The sequence below is a fragment of the Achromobacter sp. 77 genome (assembly GCF_020541125.1).
Taxonomy (GTDB): domain Bacteria; phylum Pseudomonadota; class Gammaproteobacteria; order Burkholderiales; family Burkholderiaceae_B; genus Achromobacter; species Achromobacter mucicolens.
In genome coordinates this window covers 3,149,676-3,171,746 of sequence record NZ_CP059848.1, presented here as the reverse complement: position 1 = coordinate 3,171,746, position 22,071 = coordinate 3,149,676, and the positions used below count along the sequence as shown (strand labels likewise).

The 22,071-nt window shown below is 67.5% G+C and carries 20 protein-coding genes; 15 read left to right on the top strand and 5 right to left on the bottom strand.

All coding sequences use genetic code 11. From position 1 onward, the window contains the following. Window positions 1-7: 7 nt before the first annotated feature. Window positions 8-856 carry a DUF3348 domain-containing protein gene (locus tag H4P35_RS14640; protein WP_226846070.1) on the bottom strand — a complete coding sequence of 283 codons (849 nt, stop codon included), beginning with the start codon at window positions 854-856 and terminating at the stop codon, window positions 8-10. Window positions 857-1,042: 186 nt separating this feature from the next. Between H4P35_RS14640 and H4P35_RS14635 the strand changes: the two genes are divergently transcribed. The 4 genes from H4P35_RS14635 to fhuE all read left to right on the top strand — a co-directional run bounded on the left by H4P35_RS14635 (window position 1,043) and on the right by fhuE (window position 5,895). Next, window positions 1,043-1,621 carry a M23 family metallopeptidase gene (locus tag H4P35_RS14635; RefSeq protein WP_226846069.1) on the top strand — a complete coding sequence of 193 codons (579 nt, stop codon included), beginning with the start codon at window positions 1,043-1,045 and terminating at the stop codon, window positions 1,619-1,621. Window positions 1,622-1,689: 68 nt separating this feature from the next. Then, window positions 1,690-2,919, top strand: a complete 1,230-nt coding sequence (locus H4P35_RS14630) for a helix-turn-helix domain-containing protein (RefSeq protein WP_226846068.1) — start codon at window positions 1,690-1,692, stop codon at window positions 2,917-2,919. A 31-nt stretch (window positions 2,920-2,950) separates the two neighbouring features. Beyond that, on the top strand, window positions 2,951-3,595 hold the full coding sequence (locus tag H4P35_RS14625; RefSeq protein ID WP_152384618.1) for a PQQ-binding-like beta-propeller repeat protein: 645 nt from the start codon (window positions 2,951-2,953) through the stop codon (window positions 3,593-3,595). A 104-nt stretch (window positions 3,596-3,699) separates the two neighbouring features. Beyond that, entirely contained in the window at window positions 3,700-5,895 is a 2,196-nt protein-coding gene (gene fhuE / locus H4P35_RS14620) for a ferric-rhodotorulic acid/ferric-coprogen receptor FhuE (protein WP_226846067.1), read from the top strand. 11 nt (window positions 5,896-5,906) lie between these two features. Here the strand turns inward: fhuE and H4P35_RS14615 are convergent, their stop codons facing one another. Continuing rightward, a complete protein-coding gene (locus H4P35_RS14615; protein WP_226846066.1) occupies window positions 5,907-6,836 on the bottom strand; it encodes a LysR family transcriptional regulator in 930 nt (309 codons plus the stop codon). Window positions 6,837-6,955: 119 nt separating this feature from the next. On the opposite strand from H4P35_RS14615, the gene H4P35_RS14610 reads away from it, so the two are divergent. From H4P35_RS14610 to H4P35_RS14585, 6 genes are all read left to right on the top strand, one after another. Beyond that, window positions 6,956-8,302 (top strand): D-serine ammonia-lyase, encoded by a 1,347-nt coding sequence (locus H4P35_RS14610; RefSeq protein WP_226846065.1) that lies wholly within the window; start codon window positions 6,956-6,958, stop codon window positions 8,300-8,302. Between the two features lie 48 nt (window positions 8,303-8,350). Further along, window positions 8,351-9,331, top strand: a complete 981-nt coding sequence (locus H4P35_RS14605; protein ID WP_175155617.1) for a tripartite tricarboxylate transporter substrate binding protein — start codon at window positions 8,351-8,353, stop codon at window positions 9,329-9,331. A gap of 12 nt (window positions 9,332-9,343) precedes the next feature. Next, window positions 9,344-10,867 (top strand): amidase, encoded by a 1,524-nt coding sequence (locus H4P35_RS14600; RefSeq protein ID WP_226846064.1) that lies wholly within the window; start codon window positions 9,344-9,346, stop codon window positions 10,865-10,867. 300 nt (window positions 10,868-11,167) lie between these two features. Continuing rightward, on the top strand, window positions 11,168-12,295 hold the full coding sequence (locus tag H4P35_RS14595; protein WP_226846063.1) for a TRAP transporter substrate-binding protein: 1,128 nt from the start codon (window positions 11,168-11,170) through the stop codon (window positions 12,293-12,295). Between the two features lie 127 nt (window positions 12,296-12,422). Beyond that, window positions 12,423-13,046, top strand: coding sequence for a TRAP transporter small permease subunit (locus H4P35_RS14590; RefSeq protein ID WP_175155616.1), 624 nt, complete (start codon window positions 12,423-12,425; stop codon window positions 13,044-13,046). Then, window positions 13,043-15,031: a TRAP transporter large permease subunit gene (locus H4P35_RS14585; protein WP_180098614.1), complete on the top strand. Its 1,989-nt coding sequence runs from the start codon at window positions 13,043-13,045 to the stop codon at window positions 15,029-15,031. Before H4P35_RS14590 ends, H4P35_RS14585 begins: the two co-directional genes overlap by 4 nt. 31 nt (window positions 15,032-15,062) lie before the next feature. Here H4P35_RS14585 and H4P35_RS14580 read toward each other — a convergent pair whose 3' ends face one another. After that, entirely contained in the window at window positions 15,063-15,551 is a 489-nt protein-coding gene (locus tag H4P35_RS14580; protein WP_226846062.1) for a DUF6882 domain-containing protein, read from the bottom strand. A gap of 220 nt (window positions 15,552-15,771) precedes the next feature. Here H4P35_RS14580 and H4P35_RS14575 point away from each other — a divergent pair, with 220 nt between their 5' ends. Next, window positions 15,772-16,284, top strand: a complete 513-nt coding sequence (locus H4P35_RS14575; RefSeq protein WP_226846061.1) for a MarR family winged helix-turn-helix transcriptional regulator — start codon at window positions 15,772-15,774, stop codon at window positions 16,282-16,284. Continuing rightward, window positions 16,281-17,114, top strand: coding sequence for a DNA alkylation repair protein (locus H4P35_RS14570; protein ID WP_218948882.1), 834 nt, complete (start codon window positions 16,281-16,283; stop codon window positions 17,112-17,114). Before H4P35_RS14575 ends, H4P35_RS14570 begins: the two co-directional genes overlap by 4 nt. A gap of 59 nt (window positions 17,115-17,173) precedes the next feature. Here the strand turns inward: H4P35_RS14570 and H4P35_RS14565 are convergent, their stop codons facing one another. Then, window positions 17,174-17,923, bottom strand: coding sequence for an SDR family oxidoreductase (locus tag H4P35_RS14565; RefSeq protein WP_226846060.1), 750 nt, complete (start codon window positions 17,921-17,923; stop codon window positions 17,174-17,176). A gap of 102 nt (window positions 17,924-18,025) precedes the next feature. Between H4P35_RS14565 and H4P35_RS14560 the strand changes: the two genes are divergently transcribed. After that, window positions 18,026-18,943, top strand: coding sequence for a LysR substrate-binding domain-containing protein (locus H4P35_RS14560; protein WP_180098618.1), 918 nt, complete (start codon window positions 18,026-18,028; stop codon window positions 18,941-18,943). Between the two features lie 78 nt (window positions 18,944-19,021). Then, window positions 19,022-19,822: a DUF169 domain-containing protein gene (locus H4P35_RS14555; protein WP_175155613.1), complete on the top strand. Its 801-nt coding sequence runs from the start codon at window positions 19,022-19,024 to the stop codon at window positions 19,820-19,822. Here the strand turns inward: H4P35_RS14555 and H4P35_RS14550 are convergent. Beyond that, window positions 19,813-20,724, bottom strand: a complete 912-nt coding sequence (locus tag H4P35_RS14550) for a LysR family transcriptional regulator (RefSeq protein ID WP_226846059.1) — start codon at window positions 20,722-20,724, stop codon at window positions 19,813-19,815. The two genes, H4P35_RS14555 and H4P35_RS14550, sit on opposite strands and share 10 nt — an antisense overlap. Window positions 20,725-20,837: 113 nt before the next feature. Between H4P35_RS14550 and H4P35_RS14545 the strand changes: the two genes are divergently transcribed. Beyond that, window positions 20,838-22,034 carry a CynX/NimT family MFS transporter gene (locus H4P35_RS14545; RefSeq protein WP_226846058.1) on the top strand — a complete coding sequence of 399 codons (1,197 nt, stop codon included), beginning with the start codon at window positions 20,838-20,840 and terminating at the stop codon, window positions 22,032-22,034. Window positions 22,035-22,071: the final 37 nt, after the last annotated feature.

Here is a 22,071-nt window from a genome sequence, read left to right as displayed (position 1 = left end):
GTCCTAATTAGCTGGTGCGAAGGGCGGCGAGCAGCCCTTCGACCGGTTGTAAACGAACATCCAATTCGGCCAGCAGAACGGCGCGCATGTCGGCACGGAACGTGTCCAGCCACGCGCCGGCGGTAATGGCCGGGGCGGGCGGCGACGTCCCGGCCTGCGCGGCGTCAACGGCGGGCGCCTGGGTATCGCCTGGCACGTCGGCCGTCGCATCGGCCGGCGCGCCCGGTTCAGCCAGGGCCTGCTCCGCAGCCTGCGCCAGCGCCGCTTCCTCGGCCTTGCGCAGGCCGTCGAAGTGCACCTGCAGCAGTTTCGGGATGGCGCCCAGCAGGGCCCGCTCCTTGGGCAGCAGCGCGCGGTCCATGATCGCGTCCACGACGGCCAGGCGCGTCCACTCCCCGTTGCGGGCGGCCACCATCCCGCGCAGCCGGCTGCGCAGGTTGCCTACGCTGGTTTCCATCGTGTGCTGCAACGACAGATACCGCTGGCGAAAACTCGAATAATCGAACGCATCTTCGGCCAGGACGGCCGCCAATTTCTTGGCGGGCGCCCGAGCCGGGGCAACCCGCTTGGCGGCCGTGGCCGCCGTGTCGCTGGCGATGGCGTCGGCAAGCGTGGTGCGCACCCGCACGCATTCGCGTTCTTCGGCGCTGCTGAACATGCGGGCGCCGGGCGCAATCACGGGCGGAGCGGTATTGAGCGCCGCCGACAGGGCGATCGCGTCCGTCCAGCCAAGCCATTGGCTCAGATGGTCGGATAGCGACTGCCTGGACTGCTGGACTTCCGCGTCCGTCAGGCGAGTCAGCAAGCGAATGAGCGTCGGGCCGCTTAAACCTGTGCGCTGGGGGGCTTGCAACATACCACCAGAGTCAAAAAGGGGGGAGTTTACACGCTGCGACGGCCCCGGAGGGCCTGTCGGGACGCCCGGACCGGGGACAAAGCACAAAATGGGGTCGCATCATGGCCGGCGCGTCGCCGCTGCCGCAACACTGTGTCGCCACCCGGCGGGCAGGAACCCTCGGCCCGCCCGTCCGTCGAACCCTGCATGGATGCCCGCACCCCCTGGCGATTTACCCGACGACTCCTCGTTCTTGCCGCGCTGGCCGCCTTGGCGGTTTGGGTCTGGCCGCGCCTGCCCGAATCGGCGCGCGCACCCTGGCACATGGCGCGGCTTTCCTGGCAGGACGCGCCGCTGTCGTTGCCGGTACCCGTGCAGGGCGTAGCGCCCCGGCGGCTGGCCGATACCTGGGGCGCCTCGCGGTCGGGCGGGCGCACGCATCAGGGCATCGACATCTTCGCCAAGCGCGGCACGCCGGTGCTGTCGGCAACCGAAGGCGTGGTCACACGCATCGGCGAGAACACACTGGGCGGCCAGGTGGTCTGGGTGATGGGGCCGGGCCGGCAGATGCACTATTACGCGCACCTGGACGGCTATGCGGATATCCGCCGCGGCCAGCTTGTTGCGCCGGGCGACGTGCTGGGCTTTGTCGGCAATACGGGCAACGCCAAAGGCACGCCGCCGCATTTGCACTACGGCATCTATGCCGGGGGCGGGGCGCTCAATCCCTATCCGCTCCTGATCTCGCCCGGCGGTTCCCCCATGCCGGTGTCGTCCCCGCAATAAGCGCGCGGCGCGCCGGTGTAGATTTGTGTCCTGGCCAGAATAATGGGGCAAGGCGTGGCGCACTTTCCATGGACTTTCTGATCTCGGCTGCGGCGCGCGCGCTGGCGGCGGGCGACCCGCTGGGCGCGTTGAACCACGTGGCGCTGCGTAGCGACGCGCCCGCGCTGGCCTTGCGCGGCATCGCCATGGCGCAGCTGGGCGATCTGGCGCGCGCGCGTAGCCTGCTGCAAGGCGCCGCCCGCGCTTTTGGGCCGCGACAGGCCGTGGCGCGGGCCCGCTGCGTCGTCGCCGGGGCCGAAATCGCGCTGGCTTCGCGCGACCTGGGCAATGGCGAGAAGGCGCTGGATGCCGCGCGCGCCACGCTGCACGCGCACGGCGATGTGGTCAATGCGGCGCATGCCGGTCACCTGGCGGCTCGCCGCCAGTTGCTGCTGGGGCGTCTTGAAGAAGCCGAGCGCACGCTCGCCGGATTGGACGTGGCCGCGTTGCCGTGGGCGTCGCGGGCCATTCATGAACTCATTGTCGCGGGCATCGCCATACGCCGCCAGCAGGCTGCGGCAGGCCGGGCCGCACTCACGCGCGCGGCGCAGTGCGCCGGCCAGGCAAGGATCCCGGCGCTGATGGCGGAAGTGGAACACGCCGAACAGGCGCTGGACGCGCCGGCGGCGCGGCGCATCGCACACGACAGCGAAAGGACCCTGTCGCTGGACGAGGTCGAGGCGTTGCTCGCGTCCGGGGCGCTGGTCGTGGATGCCTGCCGGCACGCCGTGCGCGCAGCGCAAGGGACCATCGCGCTGGCCGGCCGCCCCGTGCTGTTTGCGCTGTTGCGGGCGCTGGCGCAAAACTGGCCCGGCGAGGCAACGCGCGAGGCGCTCATCGCCCAGGCCTTTCGCACGCGCTATTTCGACGACACGCACCGCGCGCGCCTGCGTGTCGAAATGGGCCGTCTGCGGGTCGTGATCGGCCCGCTGGCCGACGTGCAGGCCACCCGGCACGGCTACGCGCTCAAGCCCCTTGTGGCGAGCGACGTGGCGCTGCTGGCGCCTGCGGGCGAGGAATCGGATCCGGAGGCGGGCGCGCTGCTCGCCTTTCTGGCCGACGGCGAGGGCTGGTCGAGTTCGGCGCTGGCGCTGGTCGTCGGGTCCAGCCAGCGCACCGTGCAGCGCGCGCTTGAGACGCTGGCCGCAGCCGGCAAGGTGCAGGCCTTCGGCCAGGGGCGCGCGCGGCGCTGGATGCTGCCGCCCGTGCCAGGATTCACGACAAGCTTGTTACTTCCGGTGATTCTGCCGGGCCATTAGCATGAACGGACCCCTACAAAAGGAAGCCGACATGAAACGATCTCAAGCCGAAATCCTGCGTGAATATGGCCCGTTCCCCGGTGTCGATGCAGTCCACGGGCTGACGTACGACGGCGAACAAGTGTGGTTTGCCACGGGCGACCGCCTCGTCGCCATGGACCCCGTGACCGGACAGACCTCCCGCGCGCTCGACATCACGGCCAACGCGGGCACGGCCTTCGACGGCACCTATCTCTATCAGATTGCCGATGGCCACATCCAGAAGGTGGACCCCTCGAGCGGGGAAATCCTGTCCACGATCCCCGCGCCCGGAGGCGAATGCGTGTCCGGCATGGCGTGGGCCGAAGGCAGTCTGTGGGTCGGCGCCTACCGCGACCGCAAGATTCATCAGGTCGATCCCGCCACCGGCAAGGTGCTGCGCACGATTGATTCCAACCGCTACGTGACAGGCGTGACGTGGGTGGACGGCGAGCTGTGGCATGGCACCTGGGAAGCGGAAGAAAGCGAGCTGCGGCGCCTGGAACCGCGCACCGGGCAAGTGCTGGAGGCCGTGGAGATGCCGGCGGGCGTGGGCGTGTCGGGACTGGAATCCGACGGCGGCGGCACGTTCTACTGCGGAGGCGGCGAGAGCGGCAAGGTGCGAGCGGTGCAGCGCCCCGCAAAAGCGTCCAGTTGACCCAGGGCAATTGGAAAAATACAACATTAGTGGATATGAGAAGTATTTGCATTTAAACTTCGTGCCGATTTGTCACTCTTATTCCAATTCGGTAGGAAGCCACAATGCAAGATCAGAGACGCGTCGCGCGCGGCCCCCTTGTTCACCCTCGCTTTGTGCTGCGCCGCACGTCGGCGATGGTTTTTCTGGCGTTGGCCTCGGCAGGCGCGGTCGCGCAGGAGGCCGCTGTCGCCACGATGCCGTCGGTGCAGGTGGTGGGCGACACCGCCAACGCGAACACGACCGAGGGAACCGGTTCCTACACGCCGCGCGCCACGGCGGCCAGCACCGGGCTGTCGCTGTCGCTGCGCGAGACGCCGCAGTCGGTCACCGTCATGACGCGTCAGCGCATGGACGACGAGGACATGCGGTCGCTGGCGGACGTGATGGCCAGCACGCCCGGCATTTCGGTGCAGAACTTCGATAGCGAGCGCTACACCTTCAATTCGCGCGGCTTCAGCATCACCAACTACATGTACGACGGCGTGCCCACGGCGTTCGACGTGGGCTATGCGGCAGGCGAGTCGTCCGTCGACCCGATCATCTACGACCGCGTGGAAGTCGTGCGGGGCGCCACGGGCCTGATGACGGGCGCGGGCAATCCGTCGGCCTCGATCAACCTGGTGCGCAAGCACGCCGACAGCCGCGAGTTCAAGGCGGACCTGAGCGCGGGCGTGGGCACGTGGGACACCTATCGCGCCACGGCAGACCTGTCCACGCCACTCAATGCCGAGGGCAGCGTGCGCGGCCGCATCGTGGCGGCGTACCAGGACAACCATTCGTTCCTGGACTACTACCAGAACAAGAAGAAGGTTTTCTACGGCGTGGTGGACGCCGACCTGACCTCGCGCACGACGCTCAGCGTGGGCTACAACTACCAGGACAACGAGCCAAAGGGCAGCACGTGGGGCGGCTTTCCGCTCTGGTATGCGGACGGCGGGCGCACCGATTGGCGCCGGTCGCTGAACACCGGCGCGCGCTGGTCCTCGTGGGGCAGCACCACGCAGGGCGCGTTTGCCAGCCTGGAGCACCGCTTCGACAACGACTGGCGTGTGCAGGCCGTGGGCTCGTATTCCAAGAATGAAATGGACGGCAAGCTGTTGTACCTGTACGGCTGGCCGGATCGGGAAACCGGACTGGGCATGGGCGCCTCGCCGGCCTGGTATCTGGGCGACCGCAAGCAGAACGCGCTGGACCTGAAGGCAAACGGCCCGTTCACATTGTTCGGCCGCCGCCACGAAGCCGTGGTGGGTGCAAGCTTCAACCGTCAGAAGGGCGACTTCAACTACCGGTCTGCCATCGGCGCCGCCGCCGTGGGCAATTTCCTGGACTGGGACGGCTCGTATCCTGAACCCGACTGGAACGATTCGATCATTGCCAACCGCTACACCACCACGCAGACCGGCTGGTACGGCGCGCTGCGCCTGAACCTCGCGGACCCGCTAAAGCTGATCGTGGGCGGGCGCTACAGCACCTGGAAGACCAATTCGGTCGGTTTTGGCGGCGAAGGGCGCACCGAGTTCGACAAGAACGACTTCACGCCATACGCCGGCCTGCTGTACGACATCAATGACACCTATACGGCGTACGTCAGCTACACAGGCATCTTCAATCCGCAGACCTATCAGGACCGCAACGGCAACTGGCTGGACCCGCTGGAAGGCAAGTCGTATGAAGCCGGCATCAAGGGCGAATGGCTGGACGGCCGCTTGAATGCCAGCGCCGCCGTCTTCCAGATCGACCAGGACAACGTGGCGCAGGCGGATCCCGGCCAGATGGTGCCGGGCACGACCAACCAGGCGTACACGGCAGCGCAAGGCACGCGCAGCCGCGGGTTCGACCTGGAACTGTCGGGCGAAGTGACGCCGGGCTGGAATGTGGCGGCCGGGTGGTCGCACTGGACCGCGCGCGATGGCGACGGCAACGCGATCCAGACCGACCAGCCGCGCAGCCTGGTGCGCGTCTTCACGACCTACCAACTGCCGGGAGACTGGAACCGCCTGACCGTGGGCGGGGGCGTGAACTGGCAAAGCCACGTCTACACCATCGCCAGCGGCCCCAACGGCGACGAGCGCGTGGGGCAGGGCAGCTATGCCGTGACCAACCTCATGGCGCGCTACCGTTTCAACCGCAATCTGTCGGCGCAACTGAACGTGAACAACGTGTTCGACCGCAAGTATTACAGCCAGATCGGCTTCTACAGCCAGGGCGCGTGGGCCGCGGGCCGCAGCGCGATGCTGACGATGCGCTACCAGTACTGACCGCAGCGCGCCTAGGCGGGGCCGATTGGCCCCGACGCCGCCCGCGCGGCCTCGGCGATGCTGGCAATGAAGGCTTTGGCGGCTTCCGGCATGATGCGCCCGGCCAGCGTCTGCACCTCGAAGTGGCGCTCGTTCATCTCGCGGTCGCGCAGGGGCACGGCGACGATTTTTCCCCACGCCAGGCGGTTTCGGATCGCCAGTTCGCCGCAGAAGGCGACCCCGCCGCCCGCGCTGGCAAAACCCACCAGCGCGTCGATGCTGCGGCTGGTGAACGCCGGCTCGCAGTGCAACTGCTGGCGGCTGCAGCTGATGTCGATCAGCTGGCGCAGCGTGGAATCGGGCGTGGGCAGCGCAAGCGGATACGCCATCAATTGCGCCAGCGCCAACTCGCGGCGGTCGGCCAGCGGATGGCCGGCCGAAAGGATCGCGCGCACCGGCGCAGGCACGCGCGCTTCCACGCGGATATCGCGCTGAGACGTCAGGCTGAGCGTGACGCCGATGTCCGCCGAGCCGTCCCGGATGCGCTGGGGAATTTCCTGCTGCGAGCAGACATCCAGTGAAAAGCGGATACCGGCGTAGTGCTGCCGGAACGCCGCGATGGCGGCGGGGACGAATTCCGACGCATAGCCCTCGGTGCTGACGATGCGCACATGGCCCTGGCGCAGGCCGCGTAGCGCCAGGATGTCGCCCGCCACGCGATCCACGTCCTGCTGCATGCGCTTGGCGTGCGCGGCCAGCAGTTCGCCAGCGGCGTTCGGGACCATGCCGCGCGCGCGGCGCTCGAACAGCAGCGTGCCCAGTTCGCGTTCGACGCGGGCAATCTGCCGGCTGACGGCCGACGGGGCGACATCCAGGCGGGCGGCGGCTTCGCTGACCGAGCCGGTGCGCACGACTTCCAGGAAATAGCGCAGGGAAATCTCCTGCAGGACGCGAGGGTTCATGGTCGGATCCAAGGTTTGCGGAAAGCGCAAAGAAGAATTCTAACCATTGATATTGCTGCAAAGCGTCGGCCGCCTCTAGGATGTGGGCATTCCTTGCGCTCTCATTCGCTAGCACAGCCATGTTTCAATCCGACGCTCCCTCCAAATCCCCCGTTCTGGATTCGCTCCGTCAAGCAAAGCCGGTGCTGTGGACCGGCCCTGAAACGCGTGCGGCTGCTGGGCCGGGCGCGCACTTCCTGATGGACCAGGTGCTGTCCGCGCAAGAGCGCTTTGCGCGGTTTGCGCCGCTCTTGGCGGAATTATTTCCCGAGCTGGCCGCGACGGGCGGCGTGATCGAGTCGCCGCTGTTGCCCGCCGCCGCCATGCAGGCGGCCATGGGCCTGCCGCAGGACGCGGGCCGGTTGTGGATCAAGGCGGATCACGCGCTGCCGGTGGCCGGGTCGATCAAGGCGCGGGGCGGGATCCACGAGGTGCTGGAATTTGCCGAGTCCTTGGCCATGCGTGAGGGCGTGCTGCGCCAGGGCGACGACTACCGCAAGCTGGCCGGCCCCGAGGCCCGCGCCGTGTTCGCCCGTTATCAGGTCGCCGTGGGGTCCACGGGCAACCTGGGCTTGTCGATCGGCGTGATCGCGTCGGCGCTGGGATTCCGCTCGGCGGTGCATATGTCGGCCGACGCGAAGGAATGGAAAAAGGCGCGGCTGCGCGCGCGCGGAGTCGAGGTGGTCGAGCACGCGGGCGACTACGAAAAGGCCGTGGCCGCGGGCCGGGCGCAGGTCGAAGCGGATCCGTTCGGGTATTTCGTGGACGACGAGCGGTCGGCGTCCCTGTTCATGGGCTACGCCGCCGCCGCGCTGCACCTGCGCGTGCAATTAGGCGAAGCCGGCGTGCGTGTGGATGCCGAGCATCCGCTCTTTGTCTACCTGCCTTGCGGCGTGGGCGGGGCGCCGGGCGGCATCGCGTTCGGCCTGACGCAGCTTTTCGGCCCCCACGTGCATTGCTTCTTTGCCGAGCCGGTGCAGTCGCCGTGCTTCCTGGTGCGAATGATGGCGGGCCGCGGCGAGCTGCCCGGCGCGCCGGCGTCCGCATCGGTGTACGACGTGGGGCTGACCAACGTGACCGAGGCCGACGGCCTGGCGGTGCCGACGGCCTCCGAACTGGCCTACGCGGCCGTGGGCGCGCAACTGCGCGGGGTCTATACCGTGGAAGACGACACCTTGTACGCAGACCTGGCGCGCGTAAAGGACAGCGAAGGCCTGCGCATCGAACCGTCCGCCGCTGCGGGCTTCAGCGGCCCCCGCCATCTGTGCGGCACCGATGCCGGCCGGGCGTGGCTGCGGGCGCAGGGCCTGCAGGCGCACCTGCCGCAGGCCACGCATCTGGCCTGGACGACGGGCGGGCTGTTCGTGCCCGACGAAGAATATGACCGATTCCTGAGCCGTGGGCGTTCGCTCACGGCCGGCAACTAGGCGCCGACAGACGCGCCGCATCTCCACCACCTACCATCGAGCACCGCCATGAAAACCTCGTTTCTTGCAGTCAGTCTCGCTTTTGCCAGCACCCTCGGCGCGGCCGCGCCGGCCGTCGCCCAGGACGCCTATCCCTCGCGTCCGCTCACGATGATCGTTCCCTTTCCGCCAGGGGGCGCCACGGACGTGCTGGGCCGCGTGGTGGCCCAGAAGCTGGGGCAGGAACTGGGGCGCACGGTCGTGGTGGAAAACCGCGCGGGCGCGGGCACGGTGATCGGCGCCAGCTACGTGGCCAAGGCCGCGCCCGACGGCTACACGTTGCTGGTGAGCTCGGGCACGACCTTCACGGTCAACCCGGCCATTCAGGCCAACCTGCCGTATGACCCGGTCAAGAGTTTCGAGCCCATCGGCATTGTCGGCCGCACCGGCCTGGCCCTGCTGGCCAACCCCAAGGTGCCGGTCAAGGACTTGAAGGAGTTCGTCGCGTACGTGAAGGATCCGGCGCATGACCAGCCGCCGTACGGCTCGTTCGGCACGGGTACGACCGCGCATTTCGTGGGCGAGGCGTTCATCTCCGCCGCCAAGCTGAAAATGACGCACGTGCCGTACAAGGGCAGTTCGCCCGCGATGACCGACCTGATCGGCGGGCAGATTCCGTTCTCGGTCGACACCGTGGCCGCAGCGTTGCCGCAAAGCAAGCAGGGCAAGGTCCGCGTGCTGGCGGTGTCCAGCCCAAAGCGTTCGGCCTTCCTGCCCGACGTGCCCACGTTCGCCGAACAGGGCTATCCCTCGGTCGCGATGGACACGTGGCTGATGGTCGCCGCGCCGCGCGGATTGCCCGCCGACGTGAAGACGCGTCTGGAGCAGGCGCTCAAGGCCACGGTGGAATCGCCCGAAGTGGTCAAGAGCCTGGAGGCGCAAGGCTTTGAGGCGGCCTTCGCCAGCGCCGCGGAAGGCGAGGCGCTGATCCAGAAGGAACTGCCCATCATGCGCGAGGTCGCGCAACGGGCCAACATCAAGATCGACTGAAGGAAGACGACGATGGCATTGGACGACTCCCTGGTATCGCTGACCGCCGTGGAATTGCGGCGCATGATCGGCGCCCGCCAGCTTTCGCCGGTGGAACTGCTGGAAGCGTGCATCGCGCGCATCCAGGCCGTGAACCCGTACATCAACGCCGTCACCGCCACCGCCTTTGAGCGGGCGAGGGCGGAGGCCCGCGCGGCCGAGCGTGCGGTGATGGCCGGCGAGCCGTTGGGCCTCCTGCACGGTTTGCCGATGGGGGTGAAGGATCTGGAGCCCACGGCCGGCGTGCTGACCACCTACGGTTCGCCTCTGTATCGCGGCCACGTGCCGGACGAGGACATCGAGCTGGTGGCGCGCCTGCGCCGCGCCGGGGCCATCGTCGCCGCCAAGACCAACGTGCCCGAGATGGGCGCGGGCGCCAACTCGCGCAACACGGTGTGGGGCGCCACCGGCAACCCTTTCAATCCCAACCTGAATGCGGGCGGTTCGTCGGGCGGTTCGGCCGCCGCCCTGGCCAGCGACATGCTGCCGGTCTGCACGGGCTCGGACACGGGCGGCTCGCTGCGCATTCCCGCGTCCAAGTGCGGCGTGGTCGGATTCCGGCCATCCCCGGGCATCGTGCCCAGCGTGCGCAAACCGCTGGGCTGGACGCCGATCTCGGTGGTGGGACCGATGGGCCGCACCGTGGCTGACGCCTGCCTGCAGATGGCGGCCTCCGCCGGCCCCCACGCTGGCGATCCGCTCAGCTATCCGCTGGACCCGCTGCAATTTTTGAACCCCGGCATCGCCGACCTCGGCTCGCTGCGTGTGGCCTACACGGAAGATTTCGGCGCGTGTGACGTGGACGACGGCATCCGCGCCACCTTCCGCGAAAAGATCGCGGCCATGCGTCATCTGTTCGCGGCCTGCGATCCGATCGACCTGGATGTCGGTGAGGCCCATCGATGCTTTGACGTGCTGCGCGCCGAGGCCTTCGTCGCCGGCATGCGCGATGCGTACGAGAAGGATCCGTCCAGCCTGGGCCCCAACACCCGCGCCAACTTCGAGATGGGCGCGGCGATGAGCCTGAAGGACTGCGCATGGGCGCAGGCCGAGCAGACACGCCTGATCAAGCGTTTTCAACGCGCTTACGACGATTACGACCTCATCCTTTCGCCCACGACGCCCGTGTCGCCCTTCCCGTGGACGCAGTTGTATGCGGACAAGATCAACGGCGTCGCCCAGGAGAACTATTACCGCTGGCTGGCGCTGACCTATGTCGTCACGCTGACCACGCACCCGGCGCTTACCTTGCCTTGCGGGCGCGATGCGAACGGCATGCCGTTCGGCCTGCAGATCGTGGGCCGCTTCCGTGGCGACCTTCAGGTGCTGGCCGCGGCGCAGGCGATGGAGCAGGCCTTCGCGGGCACGGACGCGCTGAGTCGTCCACGCCCCGACCTGGCCGCGCTGCGCCCGGCCGAACCGGCGCTGACGTCGATCGTGACGGCCCCGCCGCTGCGCGATGGCGGCGGTGAGGCGGGGTCGGTGTCGGCGGTGTAGCGCACCGTCGTCACGCTGCGGGCCTCGCACGGGGCCGCGCCTGGTCAGCAACAAGGCCAGCACGCCGCAACACGCGGTTTGCTGGCCTTTCGCTATTACGGCCTAGTCCGTCTTCTAGGGTTATTCCTGACTAAAAGCTGATTGTCAGCCGTTTGTCAGGCAGGTTTAATCACTCCAAAGTTGCGCATCAGACGCATCAGACGGCAGACGAAAGCCCACCGCAGGCCGTTCGCGCCGCACCCTTGCAGCCGTAGTAACTACACGCTGGTCCATGTAGTCCACCCCAGGAGACAACAAGCCATGCAACACGTTACAAAGCCCCGCCGCCGCAAGTTCATCTCCGGCGCCGCCGCCGCCGGCGCCGTGGCGCTAGGATTTCCCGCCATCACCCAGGCGCAGAACGCGCCCATCTCCTTCCGGTTCCAGAGCACCTGGCCCGCGAACGACATCTTTCACGAATTCGCCCGCGACTACGCCAACAAGGTCAACGAAATGGCCGGCGGCCAGTTGAAGATCGAAGTGCTGCCCGCGGGCGCCGTGGTCAAGGCGTTCGATCTGCTGGACGCGGTTTCGGCGGGCACGCTGGACGGCGGTCACGGCGTGGTGGCGTACTGGTACGGCAAGAACACGGCCGTGGCGCTGTGGGGGTCGGGTCCGTCGTTCGGGATGGACGCCAACATGCTGCTGGCCTGGCACGAATACGGCGGCGGCAAGGAGCTGCTGGTCGAGATCCAGAAGGCGATGGGCGTGAACGTGCAGTCGCTGATGTACGGACCGATGCCGACCCAGCCGTTCGGGTGGTTCAAGCGGCCCGTCACGAAGGTCGAGGACGTCAAGGGCGTGAAGTTCCGCACCGTGGGCCTGGCCATCGACATGTATACGGCGATGGGCGCGGCCGTGAACGCGCTGCCCGGCGGTGAAATCGTGCCGGCGCTGGACCGCGGGTTGTTGGACGGCGCGGAATTCAACAATGCCTCGTCGGACCTGGCGCTGGGCTTTCAGGACGTGTCCAAGATCTGCATGCTGCAGAGCTTTCACCAAAGCGCCGAACAGTTCGAGGTGCTGTTCAACAAGGCAAAGTACGACGCCTTGCCGGAACACCTGAAGCACATCCTGAGCTATGCCGCGCAGGCCTCCAGCGCGGACATGTCCTGGAAGGCGGCGAACCGCTATTCGCAGGACTACATCAAGCTGCAGAAGGATCACAACGTCAAGTTCTACAAAACGCCGGACGCGATCCTGCAGCAGCAGCTCAAGATCTGGGACGAGATGATCGCCAAGCGGTCCGCCGAAAATCCGCTCTTCAAGAAGGTCCTGGATTCGCAGCGCGCGTTTGCCGAGCGGGTGGGGCGCTGGCACGGCGACACCACGGTCAATTACCGCATGGCCTACAACCACTACTTCTCGCGAAGCACCAAGCCAGCCTGACGCGGTTTCACGCCGACCCCGTGCGCCGCTAAGCCGGCGCGCGGAGCCTCGCCATGCGTGTCCAGGGTCCGTGCGCGCCTGCGGCAGGACAGCCGCTGCGTGAGCGGACCCGACTCCAGGACCATCGATGATCCGAATCGTACGTTTCATAGACAGCATTTCCACCCTGGTGGGCAAGACCTTTGCCTGGCTGATCGTGGTGCTGACGCTGCACGTGTGCTGGGAAGTCGCTGCACGGTACATCCTGAACCAGCCCAGCGCCTGGGCCTTCGACCTGCAGATGATGTATTACGGCATCCTGTTCATGATGGCGGGCGCCTACACGCTGGCCAAGAACGGGCATGTGCGCGGCGACATCCTGTATGGCTTTCTGCCGCCGCGCGTGCAGGCCGGCCTGGACCTGCTGCTGTTCATCGTCTTCTTCTTTCCCGGCGTGATCGCCCTGGTGTGGGCCGGCTGGTATTACGCCGGCTATTCCATCGCCATCCGCGAACACTCGTCACTGATGGCCAACGGGCCGCCCATCTATCCCTTCAAGGCCTTCATTCCCGCCGCCGGCGCGGTGCTGCTGCTGCAGGGCGTGGCCGAGGTCATGCGCTGCATCCTGTGCCTGAAGCAGGGCGCCTGGCCGTCGCGTGAAGAAGACGTCGAGGAAGTGGACGTCGACAAGCTCAAGGAGATGGTGCACGTGAAGGACGAAGACATCGCCAAGCTCGATCGTTACGTCAAATCCGGGGAGTCCCAGCGATGAAAATTCACAAGGCTTTGTGGTTCGGCCTGTCGTGCATCGCGCTGGTGCTCCTGATGATCGCGTTCCTCACGCCGTGGGACAACCTCACCACCGGTCATATCGGGCTGCTGATGCTGGCCCTGATCGTGGTGGCGATCATGCTGGGATTTCCGACCGCGTTCACGTTGATGGGCATGGGCGTGCTGTTCACGTTCCTGGCGTATTACATGCAGAGTTCGGACCCGGGGCGGTCCCTGGGGCAGACGCTGGATCTGATGGTGCAGCGCACATACGCCACCATGACCAACGACTCGCTGATCTCGATCCCGCTCTTCGTGTTCATGGGCTATCTGGTCGAGCGCGCCAACCTCATTGAAAAGCTGTTCCGGTCGATGCACCTGGCGCTGGCGCGGCTGCCGGGCGCGCTGGCGGTCGCAACGCTGGCCACCTGCGCCATCTTCGCGACGGCCACGGGGATTGTCGGGGCGGTGGTCACGCTGATGGGGCTGCTGGCGATGCCGGCGATGCTCAAGGCCGGCTACAGCGTGCGCCTGACGGCCGGTTCCATCACGGCGGGCGGGTGCCTGGGCATCCTGCTGCCGCCGTCGGTGATGCTGATCGTGTATGGCGCGACCACCGGCGTGTCGGTGGTGCAGCTGTACGCGGGCGCGCTGTTTCCCGGCATCATGCTGGCCATCCTGTACATGGTCTACGTCATCATCGTGGCCAAGCTGCGGCCCGACATGGCGCCGCCGCTGCCTGAGAACGAACGCGGCGTGCCGCTGCCGCCCGGGACGGCGGCGCTGGCGGCCGGGCCTTACACGCGCGCCGTGTCCGGCATGCTGGCCGCGATGTTCAAGGGCCGGCGCAACAGCGCGGTGTCGTTCGGGTACCTGACGCGCAACATGGCCATGGCGTTGACGCCGCTGGTCGTCACCGTGCTGATGCTGGCGGTGGTGCACCACGCACTGACCAAGCCGCCCGAGGTCTACGAGATTCCCGCTGAATTGCGCCTGGGCTCCAGCGACTTCGATTCCGGCTCGGGGTTGAGCGAGCCGCCCGTCGATGGGCTGGCCGAGCCGCCCTCGAACGACCTGCCCGAACCGCCTTCCAACGAGCTGGCCGAACCCCCAGGCAGCGCGCCCGCGGCGTCCGGGCTGAGCGAGCCACCCGGCACGCCCGCCTCCCAACCGCCAGCCGGCGCCGCAGCACCCGCGCAATCCGGCGCGGCTGCCGAGGCCGAACCCCGAATCGCGGCGCCCACGGGCTTCTGGATCTTTGCCGGCATATGCGCAGTGATTCTGGCGGTGTTCTACGCCGCGCTGACGTGGGCGCGGCTGGAAATCTTCAAGATGCTGATGGGCTCGTTCTTCCCGCTGGCGGTCATGATCGCGGCCGTGCTGGGGTCGATCGGCTTCGGCCTGGCCACCCCCAGCGAGGCTGCCGCCATGGGCGCGATGGGCGGGGCCTTGCTGGCGTTGGCCTATCGCCGGTTGAACCTGCCGGTGCTGCGCGAATCGGTGTTCCTGACGGCCAAGACCAGCGCCATGGTCTGCTGGCTGTTCGTGGGATCGTCCATCTTCTCGGCGGCGTTCGCCCTTTTGGGCGGACAGCGCATCATCGAGGAATGGGTGTTGTCCCTGGGATTGACGCCGATCCAGTTCCTGCTGCTGGCGCAGATCATCATCTTCCTGCTTGGCTGGCCGCTGGAATGGACCGAGATCATTGTGATCTTCATGCCGATCTTCGTGCCGCTGCTCAATACGTTCGGCATCGACCCGCTGTTCTTCGGCCTGCTCGTGGCGTTGAACCTGCAGACCGCATTCCTGTCGCCACCGGTGGCCATGTCGGCCTTCTACCTGAAGGGGGTGTCACCGCCGCACGTGACGCTGAACCAGATCTTCCTGGGCATGATGCCGTTCATGGGAATCCAGGTCGTCGCCATCTTCCTGTTGTACATGTTCCCGGGGATCGGCATGTGGCTGCCGACGGTGCTGTACCGGTAGGACGCGATACGGTGTCTGACACCTTGAATTTTTACTGCTCGGACGCCGCCGACAGCGACACCTGGCCGAACGTCATCCACACCTGCGCGGTATCCGATGCCTGCGCGCGATACGTGCCGGTGGCTTCGCCCAGACGCATTGCGACGGCGGCGAACTCCCAGGCCTGGGAGTCGTCGCAGATGATCTTGCGCGTGGTGTAGGCGGTCAGGCCGTGCGCGCGCCCGAAGGCCAGCGCCAGTTGGGCGTGTTCAGCCAGCTCGGCCGGGACGGACGGGTGATCCCAGCCCCATAGGAAACTGCCGTCGTCGCTGTTGGACGTGCCGATGATCTGCACCGGCGCGCTGGCGACAACGCCGCCGGGAAGCTGGAACACGATGCGCTCGCTGTCCATGTCCACTGACCACTGCTCCGCCTCATCCAGATGCCAGGTCGCGCAATGCGCCGCCGTGGCGGCCTGCATGCCTTCCATGCTTTGGGCGATGAAGGCCTGGACGTCGAAGGGCGTGGGGATGTCGGACATGCTGCGGGATTCCTTGATGGGTGAAGGGTCAGCATGATAAGCCAGTCTGGTTCCCAGGAGTCGCGAGCCTGAGTACCTCGGTGTCGCGTGGGTAGTGCGTCTCGAGGTCCGCAGGCACGCAAACCGTTGATCATGCGGCGCTTCACGTTGCATTTGCCTCAATTAATTAGCCGCCATACTATATGGCACAAAATCAATTCCCTCTGGCTTTCATCCGAACATGCTCGAACCCAAACATCACGCCTTGCTGGACGAGGTGTCCCGACGAGGGCTGCCGTCCGCAGACGGCGTGCGCCTGTGTTTCCAGGTACTGGCGTTGGCCAGCGCCATCGACCGGGACTGCGCCATGAGGCTGGCCCCCAAGCAATTGTCCGAAGCCAAATTCGTGTTGCTGTTCTTGCTCCAAGGCCAGCCGGGCGGGCTGTCGCCGCACGAACTGGCAACGCGCGCCGGCGTGACGCGCGCGACGATTACCGGCCTGGTGGACGGGCTGGAGCGGGACGGATTCGTCACGCGCGAAGGTGGGCAGGCCGACCGTCGCACAATTGCAGTGACGCTGACTGCCAAAGGCAGGCGGATCGCGGGCAGGCTGTTCAAGGAGCATGCGACGTGGATCGGCTCGCTCTTTGGCGGGTTGAGTGCTGCCGAGCAGGGTCAGTTGGGCGGGTTGCTGACGAAAGTGTGGCGCGGCACGGATGCCGGCAGGGTCGCACGGCAGGATGCCGGGCTATGAACAAGAGAACAGACAAGGCGGAGGAAGGCGCGGCCAATGGCGTTGCGCCGGCACGGAACAAGCCGGCCGGGCGAGGCGTGAAGGACCTCGCGCCGGCAAGGCTGGCCCAATTGAATGCGGGCGCGCCGGCCACGACGCTGACAGAGTGCCTGGCGGTGGACTATGCGCGTTTGATGCAGGCAGCCGTACCCGAAGTGGGTGCGCAGGCGCTGGCCGTGATGCGTGCGGACGCGATGGCGGGAATATCCAAGCGGATGCAGCGGGCGGCGTTGATCTTGCTGGACACGCTGGGGCCGCAAGCGATCGACCGGCTGCAAGCACATGCCTCGGACACCGTCCGTGGCTGGGCCTGCTTCATGGTGGGCGCGTTGCCTGGGCTGCCGGTGCGAGCGCGGCTGGATATGATCCGTCCTTTCGCCGACGATGCGCATTTTGGTGTGCGGGAATGGGCCTGGCTGGCCGTCCGGCCGCCGTTGACGGCCGAACTCGAGACGTCGGTGGCCTGTCTGGCGCCCTGGACAATCCACTCGTCCGAGCGCGTGCGGCGTTTTGCCAGCGAGTCGCTGCGGCCACGTGGCGTCTGGTGCGCCCACGTTCCGGCGCTGAAGGCCAATCCGGCCATCGCGTTGCCGCTGCTCGAACCGCTGCGGGCGGATCCGGCCACTTATGTGCAGGACTCTGTGGCCAACTGGCTCAACGATGCCAGTAAGGATCAGCCAGATTGGGTGCGTGAGCTCTGCGCGCGATGGTCAGCTGGCGCCGCTACCGCCGGCGCCAAAGCCGCCACCGAGCGGATCTGCAAGCGCGCCCTGCGTTCAGTCGGCCCATAGGGGGGCATGAATGCCTGATACGCCAGTCCTGAACGCGGCCATCGCCCCGGCCGCCTGGCTTACAGCTGGCTCATGCCGCCGTCCGCGATGATCTCCGTGCCCACGATGAAGGCCGACTCGCGCGCGGCCAGGTGCAGCACGGTCGCCGCGATCTCCTGCGGCGTGCCGAAGCGGCCCAGCGGCACCTGCGCCTGGATGCTGGCGGCGGTCTTCTCCAGCGTGGCGGGATCCAGCCCCAGCTTGTTGTAGATGGGGGTGGCGACCGGACCGGGGCTGACGACGTTGACCCGGATGCCGCGCGGCAGCCATTCGGCCGACAGCGTCTTGGCCAGGGAGATCAGCGCGGCCTTGCTGGCGGCGTAGATCGACGATGCCGGCATGCCGATGTGGGCGTTGATGGACCCGTTGAGCACGATGGAGGCGCCCGTGTTGAGCAAGGGGTCCAGCGCCTGGAGCTGGAAGTAGACGCCCTTGACGTTGGTATTGAACGTCTGGTCCCAGAGATCTTCCGTGGCGTCGGTCAGCGTCGCGAACTTGGCGATGCCTGCGTTGACGAAGACCGCATCCAGGCGCACGCCTGCCGAGGCCAGGGCGTCGGCCAATGCGGCAGCCGCGCCGGCCGCGCCGGCCGTGTTCTGGATGGCCAGCGCGTTTGCGCCCAAGGCGGCGCGGGTCTTTTCCAGGGCGGCGGCGTCGCGCCCGGTGACGATGACGCGGGCGCCTTCGGCGGCAAAGGCTAGGGCCGCGGCAAGGCCGATGCCGCTGGTGCCGCCGGTGACCAGGACGGTCTTTTGTTCAAAACGGTTCATGATGGGTTCCTTGGGGAGTGGGGATGAGGTGTAGCCATGTTGCGCCTCGCCCGGCGCTTTGTCGTACGATCTGGCGCATGAACACGTTCGAAGGAATCGCACATGTTGAGCCCGAATGAACTGGCGCTGCTGGAAGCCATCCGCGACAGCGTCAGCCTGTCCCGGGCAGCCGCGAAGCTGGGCAAGGCCCCGTCGTCGGTGTCGCACGCCGCCCGCCAGCTTGAGGAGCGCTTTGACGCCCTGTTGTTCGACCGCCAGGGCTACCGGATGCAACTCACGCCCGCGGGGCAGTTGCTGGCCGACGAAGCCGGGCGGCTGGCCCAGGACGTCAGCCGGCTGACGCAGCGGGTGCGGCAGGTCGCCAGCGGTTGGGAGGACCGGCTGCGCATCGTCAGCGACGAAATCCTGGAATTCGAGCTCATGGCGCCGCTCATCCAGGCATTCGACAAGCTGGACTCGGGCGTGCGGCTGCGGTTCACGCACGAGGTGCTGGGCGGCACGTGGGAGGCGCTGCGCGAGGGCCGCGCGGACCTGATCGTGGGCGCCACCAACGAACCGCAAACCATGCCGAACCTGCAGTGGGCGGCGCTGGGCGAAATGGAGTGGCTGTTCGCCGTGTCGCCGCGCCATCCGCTTGCGCGCGCCAAGGCGCCGCTGCGCCAGGACCAGATCCAGCAGCATCGTGCCGTCGTCGTCGCCGACACGGCGCGCGGCGCGGCGGCTCGCGGCTACGGCGGGGTGGGCGGCCAGGCCACGCTGGCGGTGCCCAGCATGCGGGCCAAGATCCTGGCGCAGCGCGCCGGACTGGGGGTTGGCTGGGTGCCGCGGCACCGCGCGGCATCGCTGCTGGCGCGAGGCGAACTCGTGGAAATGGCCACGGAAACCCCGCGCGAACCGAACCTGCTGTACCTGGCTTGGCGCAGCGATCACGATGGACGCGCGCTGCGCTGGTGGCTGGACCAATTACGCCAACCCCGGATGGCGGCGGCGCTGATGCGGGGCATCGACGGGTTCGCCTGACGCGTTGTAGTCTTAGCCGCGTGCGGCAGCCCCGGCGGACGGCCGGCCAGACCGCGTACAACAGTCCCAAGGACGAACATGGAAGAGACAAGACAGGAACCCCCGCTCGATTGGGCGTCGCTGGTCGACGACCTGAACCGGCTGCTGCGCCTGAAGACCACGGTCATCGGCATGAAGCTGTACGAGCACGAGGCGGACATGGCAGGCGTGAAAGGCCTGCGCCGGCCCCAGGCCACCCACACCACGGACCAGATCGTGGGCATGGCCGCGCGGCTAGGCTGGACCGTGGGCATCACGGGTGACGATCTGGTTGGCGCGCAATGCCGCGCCGTTATCGGGCTGGGCCCGCAGGACGAGGCATGGAAGCAGGGCAAGGAATACGTGGGCGTCTGGCACGCGACCGAAGCGGACGCTCGGGCGCGCCAGGAGGCCCTGTCCTGTGTGCCGGCCGGCAAGTACCGGGCGATGGTGGTGTCGCCGCTGGCATCCGGACGCCTGGACCCGCCCGACATCTGTCTGGTGTATGCCACGCCGGGCCAGATGATCATCCTGATCAACGGCCTGCAATGGAAAAACTACCGGCGCTTTGACTGGAGCGTCGTGGGCGAGACAGCCTGTGCGGATTCCTGGGGCAGGGCGCTCGCCACGGGCGAACCCAGCCTGTCGCTGCCCTGTTTTGCCGAGCGCAGATATGGCGGGGTGCCCGATGAAGAAATGCTCATGGCCCTGCCGCCGCGCTATCTGCCCATTGCCATTGAAGGCATGAAGGCGTTGTCGGCCAACGGCCTGCGCTATCCCATTGCGCCGTATGGCATTCAGAACGACGTGCGTGCAGGCATGGGCGTGAGCTACGCCCAACCGCCCAAGGCTCAGGGTTGAGCGCCGGCTTGCAGCGCTGCTGCCAGCGCGCGCGCGGACGGCCCCAGCGGCCGGTCGATGCGGTGCGCAAGATAGGTTTCCATGGCGATCTGGCTGTCGCGGCCCAGGCTGGCGGCGGGCACGCGCAGCAGGCGGCCTTCGGCCAGATCGCGCGCCACCTGCCAAAGCGGCAGGCGGCCCCATCCGAGTCCGGACAGGATCAGCGCATGCTTGGTGTCCTGTCCGCTGACGCGGCAGGTCTGCGGCGACAGGACGGCAAAGTCGCGGCCTTCGGACAGGGGCGACGGATCGGATTGCACGATCTGCAAGTGATCCGCCAGGTCCGCCGCCGCAAGCGCCTGCCCGGCGCGCGCGTTCTGCGCCAAGGGGTGCGAGACGCCGACGACGGCCACCATCTGTACGGCGCCCAATGCCTGCACGGCGATGCGCGGATGCCTGAAATGCTCGCCGGCCAGAATGCCCAGGGTGTGTGTGCCGGCCAGCAGCGCCGCTACCGGCCCGCCCAGCGGCAGCACCGACACGCGCAGCGACACCGAGGGATACGCGGCGCGCATCCGGTTGAGCGCCGCGCCCGCCTGCTCGATGGGAAAGAGCGTATCGATGACCAGCGACAGTTCCAATTCCACGCCTTCGCCCAGCCCTTGGGCGCGGGCGCGCATCGCATCGACCCGCAAGAGGATGTCGCGGGCGTTTGCAAGCAGGGCCTGCCCCTGCGGGGTCATGACGGGACGATGGCCGGTGCGGTCGAACAGCGGCACGCCCAGTTGCGCTTCCATGTTGGCGATGGCGTGACTGACGGCGGATTGCACCCGCGCCAGGCGGCGCGCGGCCGCACGAAAGCTGCCCGTGTCCGCCACGGCGGCGAATACGCGCAGTTGGTCCAGGGTCAGGGCATCAATCATGTTGATCTGTTTCTTCGATCAAAAACGTCAAAAGGTTATCACTTCGCGGGATCGGCTTTGCGCGGCATGATGCCGGAATTCCGGCAAAAACGAGGGCAGGATGGGCAAGGTTGATGGGGGGGGGGGCAGACAGCCGCGCAGCGGGACAACATTGGGGCGCGGTGCTGGCCATCGTCGGCGCGGGCGTCGTGGCGGCGTTGCAGGTGGGCAAGGTCATCATTGCCGCACCGCTCCTGCGCAAGGACATGGGACTGGATCTGGCCTCCATCGGCACATTGACGGCGGTGTTCTCGGTGCTGGGCATGGTGGGCGGCATCGCCGCGGGCGGCGTGATTGCACGCTTTGGCGCGCGGCGCATGCTGATACTGGGCCTGGCGGCCACGGCGGCGGGCACCGCGGCCGGTGCCCTGGCGCCGACGTACGGCCTGCTGCTCGGGTCGCGGATCGTCGAGGGGCTGGGTTTCCTGCTCGTCACGGTAGCCGGCCCCGCGGCGTTGCAGCGCATCGTCGCGGGCGGCAGGCGCGACTTCGCGTTCGCGCTCTGGAGCTGCTACATGCCGGCCGGGATGGCGATTGCCATGCTTGCCTCGCAGGCGTTTGACGATTGGCATGCCTATTGGTGGTGCGCGGGCATTGCCGCCTGCGCGGCGCTGGTCAGCATCGCCGTGCTCGCGCCGCCCACGCCCCGGGGAGCCAGCCTGTCGTGGCAGGGGCTGCGCCAGGACACCGCCGACACCATGGGCGCGGCCGGCCCGGTGCTGCTGGCACTGTCCTTCACGCTTTACAGCCTGATGTTCTTTGCGCTCTTCACGTTCCTGCCCGTGCTGCTGATGGAGCAATTGGGGCTGACGCTTGCCAAAGCCGGCCTGTACAGCGCCATCGCCAGCGCCGCCAATGTGGTGGGCAACCTGGGCGCGGGCGTGCTGCTGGCGCGCGGATGGCGCCGGTCCACATTGATCGCGCTGGCCAGTTCGGTGATGGCGGCCGTGGCGCTCCTGATCTTCGGATCGGCGCTGCCCGCCATGACCACCTTTCTGCTGTGCGTGCTGTTCTCGGCCGTGGGCGGACTGATCCCGGCCACGCTGCTGGGCACCGCGCCGCTGGTCGCCCCGCGTCCGGCGCTGACCGCCGCATCCGTGGGACTGGTCATGCAGGGCAGCAACCTGGGGCAGGTGATTGGACCGGTGGCCGTGGGCGGGGCGATCGACCGCTTTGGCTGGACGTCCGCCTCGTTCATCGTCGCGGCCGCGGGTCTGGCGGGTGTGGCGGTGGCCTGGCGTCTGCGGCGCGTGAAAGGCGTCCGTCTTTGACGCGGGCGGACCGGGTCGTGCGCGCGGGGACTCGCCT